Here is a 14,318-nt window from a genome sequence, read left to right as displayed (position 1 = left end):
AACTGCGCAACACCCCGATATAATATAAAATTGTTGAATACTGCCGAGGCGCCAGCTTCGGTCGCCCGGCTTGCGGCGTGTCGTCTCCTTCGCGGCCGGAGGCCGCTCGTGCGACTCCTCGCCGCTGCGCCAGAGATTGCTCGCTGCATCTGCCGCAGGCAGCGCTCGCAATCTCTGCCCAAAGCAGGCGCGCTACCAACTGCGCAACACCCCGATATAATATAAAATTGTTGAATACTGCCGAGGCGCCAGCTTCGGTCGCCCGGCTTGCGGCGTGTCGTCTCCTTCGCGGCCGGAGGCCGCTCGTGCGACTCCTCGCCGCTGTGCCAGAGATTGCTCACTGCATCTGCCGCAGGCAGCGCTTGCAATCCCCAAGGACGCAGTACTATTATATCGACTTGCACCCGCCGCGTCAAGGTGAGAGAACGTACCAGGACCATCTTCCAATCAGGTGGGACAAACAAAAACGGCAAACCATCCGGGGAAAGGCCCTGTCGGTGGTTTGCCGTATTTTGTGCAGGAATTCCCGGAAGCTTAGTCCACGATCACGCCGCGGTCTGCCAGAGAATCCTTCATGATTTGATCGTTCTGTTCCTCGTACTGGGCGGCAACTTCGTCATCAATGACATACACTGTCACCGGGATGACGGCATTCTTGACCGACTCGGCGTAGGTTTCGTAGTACAGGTCAATGAAGGCATGTCCGGTCATCATGGCAGTGCCGGTATCGGCAGCATAGGCATATCCGTAGACAAACCTGCCGTCATCCGATGTGATGTACAGCAGGGTGCCGTAAGGGATTACATTGGGATTCACCGCCACGGTGCCGTAGGTCAGGTTACGGCCGGAAGCGCCCTTCGCCGTTGCAGAAGCCGAATACCCGGTGGAACGCTGGGAGGAGTAGACGGTAGTCACACCTTCCGCAGGAACACCGTCCACCACTTCGGGACCCACAAAGCTGGATACCGGTACCCCTTCGCCGTACTGCTTCACGATATTCTGAACCATGCCGGTCAGTGTGACGCGGGACAGCTCATCGGATTTCGCCAGTTCTCCGTCCACATACTTGTCCCGGTAGGTGACCTCGTCCAGACCATCGGAGCCCTGCTGCATCACCTGTTCGTAATTTTTCTGGCGATAGAACAGGCTGGTGTAAAGGGTGACCGTCTCGGCGGGAATGACCTCCTGCACGGTGTATGTATCGTAGCGGACACGGTAAACGGTGATGGAATCTCCTTCCTGAACGGTATCGTCCCGGGCGGGTTCGGTCTCATCGTCGTCACCAAGGGCAATTCCCGCTTCGGACAGGACCTCCTCCACAGTGCCGCCGGTGGTGACGATATCGCTGGTCTCGCCATCCACTGTAACCGGCACGGAGAAGGCACGCAGAATGTGAATGGAATTGTTTTCGCCGGTCTCTGTGACAAGCAGCTCATCAGAGGTGCTGCTGGGAGAGATGCCCGCCTGGGCGATCAGCTCCACGACCTCGCGCTCTGCCGAGACGACGGTGGCGCGCTTGCCGTGGGAGTCGCTCACAGTCACGACCTGCAGCTGAGAGGCTGTCAGGGCAATGACGCCGAACAGCACGCTCACACACCCCAGCAGGGTGCCGTACTTAGGCAGACGGTGACAGAACCAGCGACGTATATGTTCTTTCGTTTTTGGCTGAATCATAAAGATCCTCATGTCATGGCAGCAGGAACTGCCGGAGAAACGGATGCTCATTATGCGGCTCAAAAAAGCACAAAGCATCCGCCGCAGCGGCAAAATCAATGGCCGATGCGGTACGGAACTTTTGCCTATTATACATCAATCCGTAACAGATGTAAACAATTTTTCGCTGTACCATCGTGAAACAGCGCCTTTTTCCCACAGGAAAAACGGCGAATCCGGCCGAATTTTTCTGCGTGTTGGCCAAAATTTCTACCCTTGGTTGCGGCAAAAGCAAGCCGTGTACACAAAATATCGGCTGCAAAATTTTTTTGCGGAAAATATCTAATTTCACGGAAAAAACTGCTCCGACACCCCTCCGCAATCCGGGAAATCACCATTCAGCAGGAGGTGTTGTTATGGGAGGAGCGCATCCGGCGTGCGATGGTACCGGCAGCCAGGCCCGCACAGGACACGGCCAGGCCGAACAGGATAAATGAAAGTTCCGGCGGTGCGGGGCGGGATGCCAGCAATGTGTTCAAGGGCCAGATGCTGTACACAATGGCCAGCACCACCGGCAAAAGCCAGCGCAGTGGCCCAAGATCTGCCTTCCAGCCTGCCGACGCGCACAGACCGAACATCAGCACAGGAAACAGGACAAACTGCATCACCGCAAAAAGCAGGATCAGATAGGCGGGCGCTGCCATCCACACCACGGCGCAGGATACCGCCCATGCCAGTACAAAAAGCAGGAGCCACCGGCGCGTGGTACGGCTCAGGGAAACAACAGTCCTCATGATGCATGCCCCTTTCTGTTTTGAGTCGAAAGCGATGATTCTGCCTTTATGATACCACAGAGAAAGGAGAAGGCAAAGCCGCAGAATGCACAGAAAGGAAGTCAGCTTGGAAAAAGGAGCCGCAGACGGTTTGACCGTCCAAAAGACAGAACGGACAGCAGAAAAGGAGGCGTCGGTTATCCTATTTGGTAACCACTTCACTCATATTTTGGGGCATAGATTCCCCCTTTCTTCCATAAAAACCGGTGGAAGAAACGTTGTTTATCCATATGATTTGGATAAGGCAAAAGCCCCGGAAACCGCATGGTTCCGGGGCTTTTGAGAAATTCTGAGAAAAATCAGCGCTTGCTGAACTGCGGAGCGCGACGGGCAGCCTTGAGGCCGTACTGCTATCGTTTTAGCGCCGTTTTTCCTTGATTTTACGGGCTTTTTTGAGGTAACGGCTCCCGGTTGTCCTACCCCTTAACCCAATCAACCGGCAGCATTATCTGCGGTGACGGATGGGTGAAGCGCCTGATTTACTACGTCAAAAAGTTCTTCGGGCTTATTGTACTTGACCTTTGCATAAATGTCCATAGTTGTTTTGCTGTTTTCATGTCCGGCAAGGTACTGGACCGTCTTGGGGTCAACGCCTGCATAAAGCAAATTTGTAATATAGGTGTGCCGGAGCTGATGGGGCGTCACTTCAAAATCCATGGTGTAGACGATCCTGGGGTTGTTTTTCTGGCTGGTTCCCAGCGTCGGCTTTACCGTGTATTTGATGCTCTGTCCATTCACATATTTATAATAGGTGCGCTCCTTGGTGGAACGGACAACAATGTACTGCCACACACGCTTGAACTGTGAGTAAGACAGGGGCTGGCCCTCACTGTCGGCAATCACATAGTCAGACGTAGAGGTTGCTTTCGCTTCCCGCAGACAGTCAGCCAGACACTTGGGGATGGGGATGTCTCTCCGGGCCGCCTTGGTCTTTAGAACAGTAGAGACCACCGGGCGGTTGTGTTCTGCCCGCCATGCCCGTCGCACCGAAATGTATGGAGTGGGAACATCCAGAAACACACAGTCCCATTGGAGGGCAAGGGCTTCTTCCCGACGCAGGCCAGCGTATAAGCCGATCATCACAAAGAGATATGGCGGTAATCCTTTGATTGTCTCCAGAAGTACCACCACCTGCTGGTCGCTCAGTGCCTCTTTTTTCTGTGCCGGCTTCCCGCCCTTACCCGATATTCCCGCGCAGGGGTTATCTTCAAGAAGCTGGCTGCGCTCCGCCGAATAGAAAACACACTTGATGAGCATATTCACTTTGTTATACAGGCCCTCTGACTTCTTGGACAGCGGCACCAGCGCCAGCCGGATGTCATCCGCCGTCACTTCCTCCATATACATATCGCCCATCGGCTTGATGACGTAGTTCCTCATGTTGGAGGCGTATCCTTTCAAAGTGGCTGCCGAAACTTTTGCAGACTGCATCACCAGCCATTTCTCACAATACTCCGCAACGGTCGGGTGCTGGCGGTGAAAAAGTATCTCCTGCACTTGGCGTCTCGCCGCTAATTGCTTCTCGTAAAGTTCCTCGCAGGTTGTCGCGTACAGGCTGACCTGCTTGCCATCAGCATCCAGAATCCGTGTACGGTAATACTGGATTCCTTTTCGTTCTACACTGGTGTACTGGGGAATTGTTTTTTTCTTAGCCATAGATAATTTCCTTTCTTATGCGCAAATCAAATTGGTTCCTTCACTCCTTTTTTATCAGAAAGATCGGATTAAATCAAAGATACGGATTGGGTAAAACAAAGAGCGAGGCGTTCTTGCCTCGCTCTTACTGTATTTCCTGTTCTATGCCCACATGGTATCCCATTGGGCAAATGCGCCGTCCATCGCTTTGACAACCTGATCCGGCTGGTTGTATTTGACTTTGGCGTAAATATCCATCGTGATTTTACTGCTCTCGTGACCTGCCAGGTACTGCACCGTTTTGGGGTCAACCGAGGAATGAATCAGGTTGGTTATGTATGTGTGCCTGAGTTGGTGGGGAGTGACCTCGAAATCCAGGCTGTAAACACAGTGACCGTTGTTCCGGGCCTTCTCTCCCAGCTGTGGGTAAAGGATATACTTCACATATTTCCCATCTACCAGCTTTTTTGCCACTCTCGGTCTGGCGGTCCTTGTCACAATGTATTGCCACAGCCGCTTAAACTGTGTGTAGGACAGCGGGCCGCCATCCCGATTCGCCACCACATAATCAGAGGTAGATGTTTTCTTTGCCTCTTTCAAACACTCTGCCAGGCAGGTCGGAAGCGGAATATTCCGCTCTGCCGCCTTGGTCTTTAGTTCGGTGAGAATGACTGGCCGATTATGCTCCGTGTGCCATGCCCGCCGGACTGTCAGATAAGGGGCCTCCGCGTCCAAATACACCGAATCCCATTGGAGCGCGAGGATTTCTTCTCTCCGCAAACCGGCATACAAACCAATCATCACAAACACATAGGGTGGCAAGTCCCGGATTGCGTCTAAAAGTTGCTCGACCTGTTCATCCGTCAACGCCTGGCGGTCCTCCTGCGGGATACCGCCGCCTTTTGCGTTTAGATGGAGCGTCGGATTCACTTCAATCACATGGCTTTCCTTTGCCGCCCGAAAGATGGATTTATAAAGGATCACCACGGACTTGTAAACCGATGCCGATTTTTTGGAAACCGGGACAAGAGCGAGCTGGATGTCATCCAGAGTTACATCTGCCATCCGCATCTCTCCCAATTCCTTAATGATATGCCGCCTCACCTTGGAGGTGTAATCTGTCAAGGTGGTCTGCCGCACATGGACCGACTGCATCAGCAGCCATTTCTCACAGTATTCTGCTACCGTTGGCGATTTCCGATGAAACCGGGCATGACCGATCTGCTCCAACGCCTCCGTTTCTTTGTCATACAGTTCTTCGGGGGTTCTCGCATAAAGGGCGACCCGCTTGCCATCGGCATCCTCGATTCGGGTCCTGTAATACTCTACGCCATTCAGCGTGACCGTACTATAATCTGGAATTAGTCGTTTTCTTTTTGCCAATACCGTTACCTCTCAAGAATCATATTCAGCGCTGTATCTTTGTTTTACCAGACACCACTTATTTCAGCAAGGATACGGATTAGCTCACGCCTCGGCACTTCGCACTTTGCGGTATGTGGCGCACTTTTCCACCGGCTTTGCCCGATGCGTGAATTTTGCGATGTACTCCTGAAGGCTTGCGTCTGTGAAATAGACGCAGCCGTTCTGCACATACTGAACATAGGAAATCAGGCCATTGTTGCGGGCCGTGTCCAGTGTTGCAATACTGATTCCCAGGATTTTGGCCGCTTCTTTCCTTGTAAATAACTTTTCCATATAATCTCTCCCTTCTTTGTCAAGGATATGGTTGTGGCTTTCAAAATCACATGAATGCGCTGGCGGTTTTGCCTGCCAGCGCATGGTATCTAATTTTGAAATTCTTTTTTGTGTTACGCCACATTTGCCACGCATCCCTGACGCCGGGGACAGGACAGGTCTCCGCTGGCGCGGCTGTCATAACTCCGCAGCGTCGTTCGTAGCGTGCGCCGCAGGGTTCCCCCCAAGTCTTTGGCGGGCCGTGAGGAAGTATCTTTAAGCCCCCGCGCCCTCATCGCGCCGGATGTGCCACCATCCGGGTCACAGGGCCGTTGATCGCTCCGAAACAGCTTGTCCATCACCTCCTGGCTGCTCCATCTTCGCGGCGTCCTGCACTCGCTCATGCGCGGGTTATGTACCTGTTCTGCCGTGTATTCAGTTGTCAAAGATCAGCGAAGGAAAAATCCCCTTCTTGATAGCCATGACAAAAACAGGCGATTTGTCCTGTCTGTACTGCGATTTATTTGAAAAAAATATTTTGCCCTACCGCTTCACAGAAGCTACGGACAGCGCAAGCTCCTTACAAGCACAATAAAATAGGTACTATCGTACTCAAAAACACCTTTTATAAGGTTCTTCCTGCAAGGAAATGGGCACGATAAAATATAATTAAGGAGACGATAGTGCCTATGGAACTGATAAAAGAGCTGGGACGAAGGATACAAAAAGCGCGTAAGGAAAAAGGACTGACGCAGCAGGAACTCGCAGATCTGAGCCATGTTTCTCTGAAGCACGTTCAAGGTTGCGAAAGAGGGGTGAAAAACCCTTCTTTTGAGGTTCTACGCGCTTTTGGCAAAGTCTTGAATTTATCTTTAGATTCCCTGATGAATCTCGATCTGCCAGAAGATGAGCAAGCCGCCAACGATATGCGGCAACTTTATCTTTCGTGCCCTCCGGCTGCCAGAAAAGTGCTGTTAAATTCGACCCGTGCGTTGGCCGATGAGCTAAAAGAGATGGTGCAGACGGCCGGGGTTGATCCAGATGAACATTTAGAGGATAAGTAAGCCGGTGGAGGAATAAAAATCCCCCACCGGCTTTCTTTTGCCGCTATGCGGCGGTCAGATTATCGGGCCGTGTCCAGCAACCGCGCCAGCTTCTTCAGCCCGCGCCGGATGCTCTCCCACACGCGGCGGCGGTCAGCACCCTCGATCCGGGCGATCTCGGCCACCGTCATGCCCAGGTAAAACCGGGCGTAGATACGCCGGGCCTGGACGGCGGTCAGCTGCATCAGCGCGGCGTACACTTCCTCCCGCAGCTGCTTCTGCTCCAGGATTTCCTCCGGGGTGAGCGGCCGGTTGAGGGCATCGTTTTCAATGCCATCCTCCCGGTTCAGAGAGTAGTGGGCCTTGTGCCGGTACATCCGGCGCTCATAGGCGGCATCGTCCTGCTCCTGGCCCCGGATCACGGCCAGGACTTCCTCGGCCACGTCCACAAAGACATCGGTTTTATACACATCGGGATACAGCTCCCGAAGATTGATCTTCTGCATTATGTACCTCCATTTCGATTCACGGGTTGACGGGTGAACCGAAACGAAGGTGGTGGGCGACACCTTTCGGGGAAATTCCCGAAAAAACGACAAGCAAAAGCGCCAGCATCCGAAGAACGGCGGCTGGCGCTGCTAAAAGAGGACTTATGACGCTTATGGACCAGCCACGATAGTGCCTGTTCATAAGCAGATGGGGGCCGATTGACGGTCAGGCTTTTTTTGACAGGTAAATTCCTGCCGAATTATGTCGAAGCAGTCTTTGCTTCACGGCGGCTCCCTCCTAAAGCCGCCGTCACCATTGAAACAGGGTCGTCACTCTTTGGGCATAAGGAACGGCGGCCTTGATTTTGTCAAAGCCGCCGTAAGTGTGTTTAGGGCATGGCGATTGCCTGCTGAACGACGGCTTTTTTTCTTTTGCCGTCGTCCGGCAGATAGATCGCATATATCTATCAGTTATGATTGGTCTTGCAAGATGCTTTGTGCCTCATCCTCGCTTATGTAGCCGTATTGAACCATTCTCTGTACGACATACTCTTGACGCTGTTCCGCCAGCTCTGGGTTGGCTGTCAGCGAATAAACTGAGGGCGCATTGGGAATCCCCGCCAAGAGAGTACATTCATAATCCGTCATATCAATAGGGGCTTTCCCAAAATATCCTTGGCTTGCATCGTAAATACAGTAGTAGCCGTCTCCAAAATAGATAGAATTGACATACAACTCTAAAATCTCATCTTTTGTATAGGTATTTTCCAAGCGGAATGCCATAAACATCTCAGCGATCTTGCGGATGAAACTTTTTTCCTGAGTAAAATACAGATTTTTGGCAAGTTGCTGTGTTATGGTGCTGCCGCCCTCACGCAGGCTCCAAGAGGTCAGATTGTTCCAGGCAGCTCGTCCTATGGCAATCAGGTCAATTCCAAAATGCTGTTCAAAACGGTGATCTTCCACTGCCACAACGGCGTCCAAATAAATCTCTGGGATTTCAGCAAGGGTCGTATAATCGGGATCAGCTTGAATCTCGGCAACTTTTTCCTCAAGAGGTTGCTCGGCAAGTGCACCACGGTACATTTTATAACCAAATCCGCCCAAAACACCGCCAACAACGAGCATCGTAAGCATCGCCAGCGCGAAGGAACGAATTAGGAACTTTCTTATTCTTTTCATGCTGCACCTGCCTTTCCGTTTGAAGTAGCGCCTATATAGGCTCCCGTTTACGAATTGCCGCCGTATTGTTCCTGCACGGCGGCGGGCATTTCATCAAATTGCACTTCTGCCCAGGTAACGACACCACGGAAAGGGGCTACCTTCAGGCATAAGTAGGCATCGTCAGTGAGAATCCGGCTCGTTTCAAAGTTCAGTTCTTTTTCGGCCCCGGTTTCATCGTAGGCGCTTAATGTGTAGCGATAATTCATCGCTCCGTGTGGTGCGATCTCGGTTACACAGTCGTTGTCAATTTGCGTGTAGTAATCGGCGCTTTTCTGCGTGGCAAGAAAAGCAACCGCGATAAACGCTACTACCAGGATAGCTATAACAGCAATGATGATTGTTTTTTTCTTTGTGCTCATAATGTGTACTCCTTACTCAATTTCGATGGATACGGTTCCTTCTGCCTGGTCGCCCCACACACCGATATAAGTGCTTGTGCCATCTACTTCTATTGTGCCATCGTACTCACCGCTCTCCGAGAGAAGAATCGTCGGATCATCTGCTCCTGAGCGAAGAAAAACCGCTGCCTCGCCGTTTTCAAGCGAAAGAGAACAGGTGATGTGGATCGTACTACCCGCTTCGCGCTCCAGGGTAGTACCACCAAACAAAATCTCTGTACCTGTCAAATTGGAATACGTTGCTTCATAGGACCCCGTGTAATCATCTGCACCGTTCTCCTTGTGGCCTTGCAGTTTACTTTGGGGCGTCAGCGCAGCAGTCCCCGCATCATCAACAAGTTTCCCAAAGGCTTCCAAGATGCTGTCTTTTGCCTGACCGTCGTCAGCTTCGGATAAATCACCAAGAGCCTGATCAGCTCCATCCGCCAATCCGTTCAGTACAATATCCGTGCCATCCGTCAATCCATTCAACACGGCATCCGTACCGTCTGCCAACGACTGCATGACCGTTGAGCATCCAGACAGGCTGACGACACAAAGAAGCGCGCAAAGAAAAACGCAGATTTTACCTTTATAGTTTGATTTTCGCATGAACTCTCTCCTTTCGTCAGGCGCGACGCCTGCCGCGACCCTTTTTGACTTTTTTCTTTTTCGTATTGCCCGCTTTTTTGCTGGGGCGGGAAAGCAGTAAAATCGCCATCGTCAGAACCAGCACCGCCGCTATGCCTGCTACTGCCAACAAAACGCTGGGAGCCTGCGTAGCGCCATTGTATTCCTGCATATCAAAACCGGCGAGGATCAATGCCGCCGAAAACGGATAAGCAGAGAGCAGGAAGCCGCTCTTGAAGAACAAGATGCAATACCCCAGGAAGAATGTCAGAAGCGACCCACCCAGGTAGGCTCCCCGCATCTGTCCAAAAATCAGGATCATCGGCATACAGACCAGGCTGGTATTGAAAGCGGCCGCGACCACCTGCGCGCCCTGCCGTAGCAGAACATCAGCAGAGAATCCATCCAGACCGGCGAGTGTGCCCGTCAGAACCGTTATGGCTACACTATAAATTCCAAACAGAATCGACAGGAAAATCGTGACGATTAGTTTCCCGCCCAGCAGCTTCGGGTAGGATACCGGCACGGTCAACAGATTTTTCATGGTGTCATTTGTGTTCTCACGGTCAATCAGCCAGCCGCCGATCATCACAAGCGAGATCGGCAGGAAAATCTGCGTGTTTCCCCAAATGACATTGGCAAACAGTTTGACAAAATCAAAGTTCTGGTCCCGCATTTCCGGGTTGATAATCAGCTGGGTGCCATATTGCACGACAGGACACAGTGCCAGAGCCACAATACCAACCAGCAGGATCTGGCAGCGTCGCAGCTTGCGCCATTCCCCTTTTAGAATACTCCACATGACTTTACACCTCCTTAACAGCTCTGGCGCTTATAGACCAGTGCGATCAATGTCAGGAATACTGCCGACTCCAGGATAACGACCAGGAACGCTTGGGGCGTTGTCACAAAGTAAGGACTGATCCGCTCCATCAATTCCGTCATCTGTGCGCCGGATGTGTCCAGATACTGAAAGAACCAGCGGAAGGTCAGCGGTCCGGGTAACAGCGTACCTGGATTGAACCCAAACGGCTGCATGATGAAATAGTCGTTGGTGCCAAAAATATAATTGACCGCCGTGTAGAAGAACGTGATAATTACGGAGATAATGTAACTGCGGTTCAAAAGCACCACCAGGAGGACACAGGGCAGCGCCCCGGCCCACATCATGATCCCTTGTCCGATGCCTACAAAAAACAGTTCCCAAAAGCCGACCGGCTCCAGCCCGGAGGCCAGCACAATCGCCAGATTGACCAGGCCGCCGACAGCCATAAACGCAATGGAAAACAGAAATAGCAGCGTCATCTTTGCCAGGGCCAGCGCGGGTTTGCTCACAGGAACGGTCATGAGATTCTTTAAGGTGTCGTTATCCTGTTCTTCAAAGAGCAGATTCGATGCCAGCACTACTACGGCAGGCATCAGGAGCAGATAGGCGCTCAACTGAAACAGAGTAGACATCAGGCGGTCCACCGCTTCCGCGCCACTTGAAAATTCCTGCATCTCCGGCAGAAACAGCGCACACCCCAGGGGAATCAAAGCCGAAATGGCCGCAGCCGCAAAGAACAGGGGCTTTCGTTTCAGCTTGGCAAACTCACAGCGCAAAAGTTTAAGCAATGCCCTCACCCCCTGTAACCTGCTTGAAGTAATCTTCCAGGGTGTCCTCATAGAGATGGGCGTCGGACACAGACAGCCCTGCGTCTACAAACAGCCGGACCGCCGCGCCAGTGTCCAACCGAAGGTCTCGGACCGTCAGCTCATTGGCACTATCCACCTGGACATTCTGAATGCCAAGTTTGCTCTGAAGCAAGTTAGCAGCCAGCGCCGCATTGGAAACAGTAAAGCGGAAATATTTCCCGTTCTTTGCTTCCAGCTCCTTAAGGCTTTCTTCTTCCAGCAATACGCCGTGGTCAATGATTCCGATGTCATCGGCAAGCAGGGAGATCTCCGACAGGATATGGCTGGAGATCAAGATGGTTTTCCCGGTGGCGTCGCACAGTTCCCGGATGAAACCGCGCACCTCTGCAATACCGATAGGGTCAAGGCCATTGATCGGCTCATCCAAAATCAGCAGTTCCGGGTTGTGCATGACAGCCAGTGCGATGGCAAGACGCTGCTTCATGCCCAGCGAATACTGGGAAAACAGCTTTTTGTCCCGGTACGGAAGGTTGACAACCTCCAACGCGCCTTTGATGTATTTGGGGCTTTTGAGTCCCCGCAAATCGGCAAAAATCCGAAGATTTTCTGTTCCCGTCAGGTTCGGATAAAACCCAGGCGACTCGATCAGAGAACCAATACGAGGCAGGATGTTTTTTTCGTTGCCGCGAAGCGGTTTGCCGAAAATCTTCACATCGCCGGAAGATGGAGCGGTAAGACCCAGCAACATCCGCATGGTGGTGGTTTTCCCGGCTCCGTTACGGCCCAGCAGGCCGTAGATACGCCCTTTTCTCACATGGATGGACAGATTGGATACACTGTTCTGTTCCCCGTATGTTTTGGTAAGGCCACGGGTTTCGATAACATAATCGCTCATGTGCGAATACCTCCTTTTCGTGATGATTTAAGCATACCATCCCAACCTTGAGATAACGCTGAGCCAACCTTGAATTATCTCTGAGATTTTAGACACAGAATAGGCATCCGACTTCCTTTGCGTTATAATGTAAATAAAGATAGGTGGTGAAGTTTGCTTATGACAAATCACAAAATACTGCTGGTTGATGATGACCGTGATGTATTGGAGATGCTGCTCTCAATCTTCCGGCGGGCTGGATATACAAATCTAATAACCGCCGCATCTGGCGCTGAGGCATTACGGATATGGCAGAGAGAGCAGCCAAGTATGATCGTGTTGGATGTGATGATGCCGGACATGGATGGCTTCTCAGTTTTGAAAGAAATACGGCGCACAAGCCGGGTTCCTGTTCTGATGCTGACCGCTCGTGGTGAAGCGGAGGATCGCATCGAGGGGTTAGAGATCGGCGCAGACGACTATCTCGCCAAGCCCTTCTTACCCAAAGAATTACTGCTCAGGGTCGGCGCAATCTTAAACCGCGCTTACCCAAAGCAAAATGAAATGGTGGAACTTGCCGGAGCCACCGTGGATATGGCTAACGCAGAAGTTTGGAAAAACGGAGAGAAACAAACATTGACTGCCAAAGAGATGCAGCTTTTTGAAAAGCTGTATCAAAACGCAGGGCGGATCGTTACCACGGGTATCCTGTGCGAGACGATATGCGGGGAATTTTGGCAAGGGTATGAAAGCACCCTTTCCACCCATATCCGACACTTACGGGAGAAAATCGAGGAAAACCCGTCGAAGCCTGTTTCCCTTGTCACGGTTAAAGGGCTTGGCTATCGCCTTAATCTCAAGGAGGTGTCGCCATGAACGCCGTGCAGCGATTTTTCCGCCGCTATATTCTTTCCACGGTCGGGATCGTACTTTTATTTTTTGCCGTCAACATCGCTTTGCTCTTTGTAATCATCATTGCAGGGGGCATGAGTGGGGCTGATACCTCTTTTTCCGTCCGTGATTTCTCGGACCATGTAGTGCTGCAGGATGGGAAATGGGTCGCAGATGATACTGCCCTTTCCATGCTGCAAGAACAATCTGCCTGGGCAATGCTCCTAAATGAAGATGGCGATGTCATCTGGCAGCAGAGCCTGCCAGAAAAGCTGCCGCGTTCTTATACCAGTACAGAGGTGGCTTCTTTCAGCCGTTGGTATCTGGAGGACTATCCAGTTAAAATATGGACGCGTGCAGATGGCAAGCTCATGGTTGTAGGCTATCAGCCCGGAACGCTGGTAAAATATTATTTTTCTCTGGAATGGCCCTACATGGGGGTTTTACTTGGTGGAATTGCAGCGGTTTTTATCATCAATCTGTTGCTCATTATTTTCCTGATTTTGCGAAATACGCGGAAAGTCGAAAAAGCGATGACGCCCATTCTGCAAGGCATTCAAAATTTAAGTCACGGAAAAGCTTTGCATCTGGAAGAACAAGGGGAGCTGGCTGAGATCAACGCCGGACTGAACCGGGCCGCAGGTTATATGAAGAAGAAGGACAACACAAGAGCGGAGTGGATTCGCGGCGTATCTCACGACATTCGCACACCGCTTTCGATGGTGCTTGGGTATGCCAGCGAGCTGGAAGATGACTGCGACCTTCCACCGAACGCAAGAAAGCAAGCAGGAATTATTCGCCGGGAAAGCGAAAAGATGAAACGGCTGATCGATGATTTGAACCTGACTACCAAGCTGGAATATGCGCTCCAGCCCGTTCACTTCAAAGATGTTGATTGGGTAGAGACCAGCCGCCAGGCTGTCAGTGAAGTGCTGAATAGCGGTCTGGACAGTCGATATGAAATCGTATTTGCCGAGATGCAGCCAGGACGCTCGATCCACCTTTTGGGGGACGATGGACTGCTGCGGCGTATGCTGGACAATTTGATCCGCAACAGCATCACCCACAACCCGCATGGGTGCAGAATTTCCGTTTCTGTCGGAGAAGAAAACGGGCGTTGCCTTTGCACAGTTTCTGACGATGGCATAGGGATCGAGCCGGAACGTCTGAAAGTATTAAATCGCGGAGACGACATTACCAGTACCCAAGGCAGCGATGAAAAAAACGAGCATGGTCTTGGCTTAAAGCTAGTGATGCAGATCGTAAAAGCTCATCGCGGAACCGTTTCTTTTTCCGGCAGCACCCCACATGGGTTGGAAGTCAGAATCTCTCTGCCGACCCAGCCACTTATTTCATAA

At 51.8% G+C, this 14,318-nt stretch carries 17 protein-coding genes; 4 read left to right on the top strand and 13 right to left on the bottom strand.

Annotated features, from left to right (window positions below):
- Positions 1 to 534: 534 nt before the first annotated feature.
- Genes INF35_RS05540 through INF35_RS05530 form a run of 3 tightly spaced genes read right to left on the bottom strand, consistent with a single transcriptional unit; the run spans position 535 to position 2,447 of the window.
- Complete coding sequence (locus INF35_RS05540) at positions 535 to 1,674, bottom strand: 3D domain-containing protein (protein WP_193500480.1); 1,140 nt, start codon at positions 1,672 to 1,674, stop codon at positions 535 to 537.
- Between the two features lie 13 nt (positions 1,675 to 1,687).
- Positions 1,688 to 2,005, bottom strand: a complete 318-nt coding sequence (locus INF35_RS05535; protein ID WP_193500479.1) for a hypothetical protein — start codon at positions 2,003 to 2,005, stop codon at positions 1,688 to 1,690.
- Between the two features lie 46 nt (positions 2,006 to 2,051).
- Positions 2,052 to 2,447: a hypothetical protein gene (locus tag INF35_RS05530; RefSeq protein WP_193500478.1), complete on the bottom strand. Its 396-nt coding sequence runs from the start codon at positions 2,445 to 2,447 to the stop codon at positions 2,052 to 2,054.
- Between the two features lie 106 nt (positions 2,448 to 2,553).
- Here INF35_RS05530 and INF35_RS05525 point away from each other — a divergent pair, with 106 nt between their 5' ends.
- Positions 2,554 to 2,769 carry a hypothetical protein gene (locus INF35_RS05525; protein ID WP_193500477.1) on the top strand — a complete coding sequence of 72 codons (216 nt, stop codon included), beginning with the start codon at positions 2,554 to 2,556 and terminating at the stop codon, positions 2,767 to 2,769.
- A gap of 149 nt (positions 2,770 to 2,918) precedes the next feature.
- On the opposite strand, the gene INF35_RS05520 is transcribed toward INF35_RS05525, so the two are convergent.
- The 3 genes from INF35_RS05520 to INF35_RS05510 form a co-directional block, all read right to left on the bottom strand.
- Complete coding sequence (locus tag INF35_RS05520; protein WP_193500476.1) at positions 2,919 to 4,142, bottom strand: tyrosine-type recombinase/integrase; 1,224 nt, start codon at positions 4,140 to 4,142, stop codon at positions 2,919 to 2,921.
- A 141-nt stretch (positions 4,143 to 4,283) separates the two neighbouring features.
- Positions 4,284 to 5,504: a tyrosine-type recombinase/integrase gene (locus tag INF35_RS05515; protein ID WP_193500475.1), complete on the bottom strand. Its 1,221-nt coding sequence runs from the start codon at positions 5,502 to 5,504 to the stop codon at positions 4,284 to 4,286.
- 84 nt (positions 5,505 to 5,588) lie between these two features.
- Entirely contained in the window at positions 5,589 to 5,819 is a 231-nt protein-coding gene (locus INF35_RS05510) for a helix-turn-helix domain-containing protein (RefSeq protein WP_193500474.1), read from the bottom strand.
- A gap of 668 nt (positions 5,820 to 6,487) precedes the next feature.
- On the opposite strand from INF35_RS05510, the gene INF35_RS05505 reads away from it, so the two are divergent.
- Positions 6,488 to 6,862 carry a helix-turn-helix domain-containing protein gene (locus tag INF35_RS05505; RefSeq protein ID WP_193500473.1) on the top strand — a complete coding sequence of 125 codons (375 nt, stop codon included), beginning with the start codon at positions 6,488 to 6,490 and terminating at the stop codon, positions 6,860 to 6,862.
- Between the two features lie 59 nt (positions 6,863 to 6,921).
- Here the strand turns inward: INF35_RS05505 and INF35_RS05500 are convergent, their stop codons facing one another.
- The 7 genes from INF35_RS05500 to INF35_RS05470 all read right to left on the bottom strand — a co-directional run bounded on the left by INF35_RS05500 (position 6,922) and on the right by INF35_RS05470 (position 12,090).
- Complete coding sequence (locus INF35_RS05500) at positions 6,922 to 7,347, bottom strand: RNA polymerase sigma factor (RefSeq protein ID WP_193500472.1); 426 nt, start codon at positions 7,345 to 7,347, stop codon at positions 6,922 to 6,924.
- A 453-nt stretch (positions 7,348 to 7,800) separates the two neighbouring features.
- Complete coding sequence (locus INF35_RS05495; protein ID WP_193500471.1) at positions 7,801 to 8,511, bottom strand: transglycosylase domain-containing protein; 711 nt, start codon at positions 8,509 to 8,511, stop codon at positions 7,801 to 7,803.
- A 47-nt stretch (positions 8,512 to 8,558) separates the two neighbouring features.
- A complete protein-coding gene (locus INF35_RS05490) occupies positions 8,559 to 8,912 on the bottom strand; it encodes a YxeA family protein (protein ID WP_193500470.1) in 354 nt (117 codons plus the stop codon).
- 12 nt (positions 8,913 to 8,924) lie between these two features.
- Positions 8,925 to 9,542 carry a hypothetical protein gene (locus INF35_RS05485; protein ID WP_193500469.1) on the bottom strand — a complete coding sequence of 206 codons (618 nt, stop codon included), beginning with the start codon at positions 9,540 to 9,542 and terminating at the stop codon, positions 8,925 to 8,927.
- A gap of 16 nt (positions 9,543 to 9,558) precedes the next feature.
- Positions 9,559 to 10,362 (bottom strand): ABC transporter permease, encoded by an 804-nt coding sequence (locus INF35_RS05480; protein ID WP_193500468.1) that lies wholly within the window; start codon positions 10,360 to 10,362, stop codon positions 9,559 to 9,561.
- A 14-nt stretch (positions 10,363 to 10,376) separates the two neighbouring features.
- Positions 10,377 to 11,183, bottom strand: coding sequence for an ABC transporter permease (locus INF35_RS05475; protein WP_328740446.1), 807 nt, complete (start codon positions 11,181 to 11,183; stop codon positions 10,377 to 10,379).
- Positions 11,167 to 12,090 (bottom strand): ABC transporter ATP-binding protein, encoded by a 924-nt coding sequence (locus INF35_RS05470; protein ID WP_193500466.1) that lies wholly within the window; start codon positions 12,088 to 12,090, stop codon positions 11,167 to 11,169. Before INF35_RS05470 ends, INF35_RS05475 begins: the two co-directional genes overlap by 17 nt.
- 159 nt (positions 12,091 to 12,249) lie before the next feature.
- Between INF35_RS05470 and INF35_RS05465 the strand changes: the two genes are divergently transcribed.
- On the top strand, positions 12,250 to 12,945 hold the full coding sequence (locus INF35_RS05465; protein WP_147565994.1) for a response regulator transcription factor: 696 nt from the start codon (positions 12,250 to 12,252) through the stop codon (positions 12,943 to 12,945).
- Positions 12,942 to 14,318, top strand: a complete 1,377-nt coding sequence (locus INF35_RS05460) for a sensor histidine kinase (protein WP_147565992.1) — start codon at positions 12,942 to 12,944, stop codon at positions 14,316 to 14,318. The genes INF35_RS05465 and INF35_RS05460 overlap by 4 nt, the downstream gene beginning before the upstream one ends.

This window comes from Gemmiger gallinarum (assembly GCF_014982805.1).
Lineage (GTDB): Bacteria > Bacillota > Clostridia > Oscillospirales > Ruminococcaceae > Gemmiger > Gemmiger gallinarum.
The sequence above is the reverse complement of the archived record's forward strand: the minus strand, read 5'-3'. Positions and strand labels throughout refer to the sequence as shown.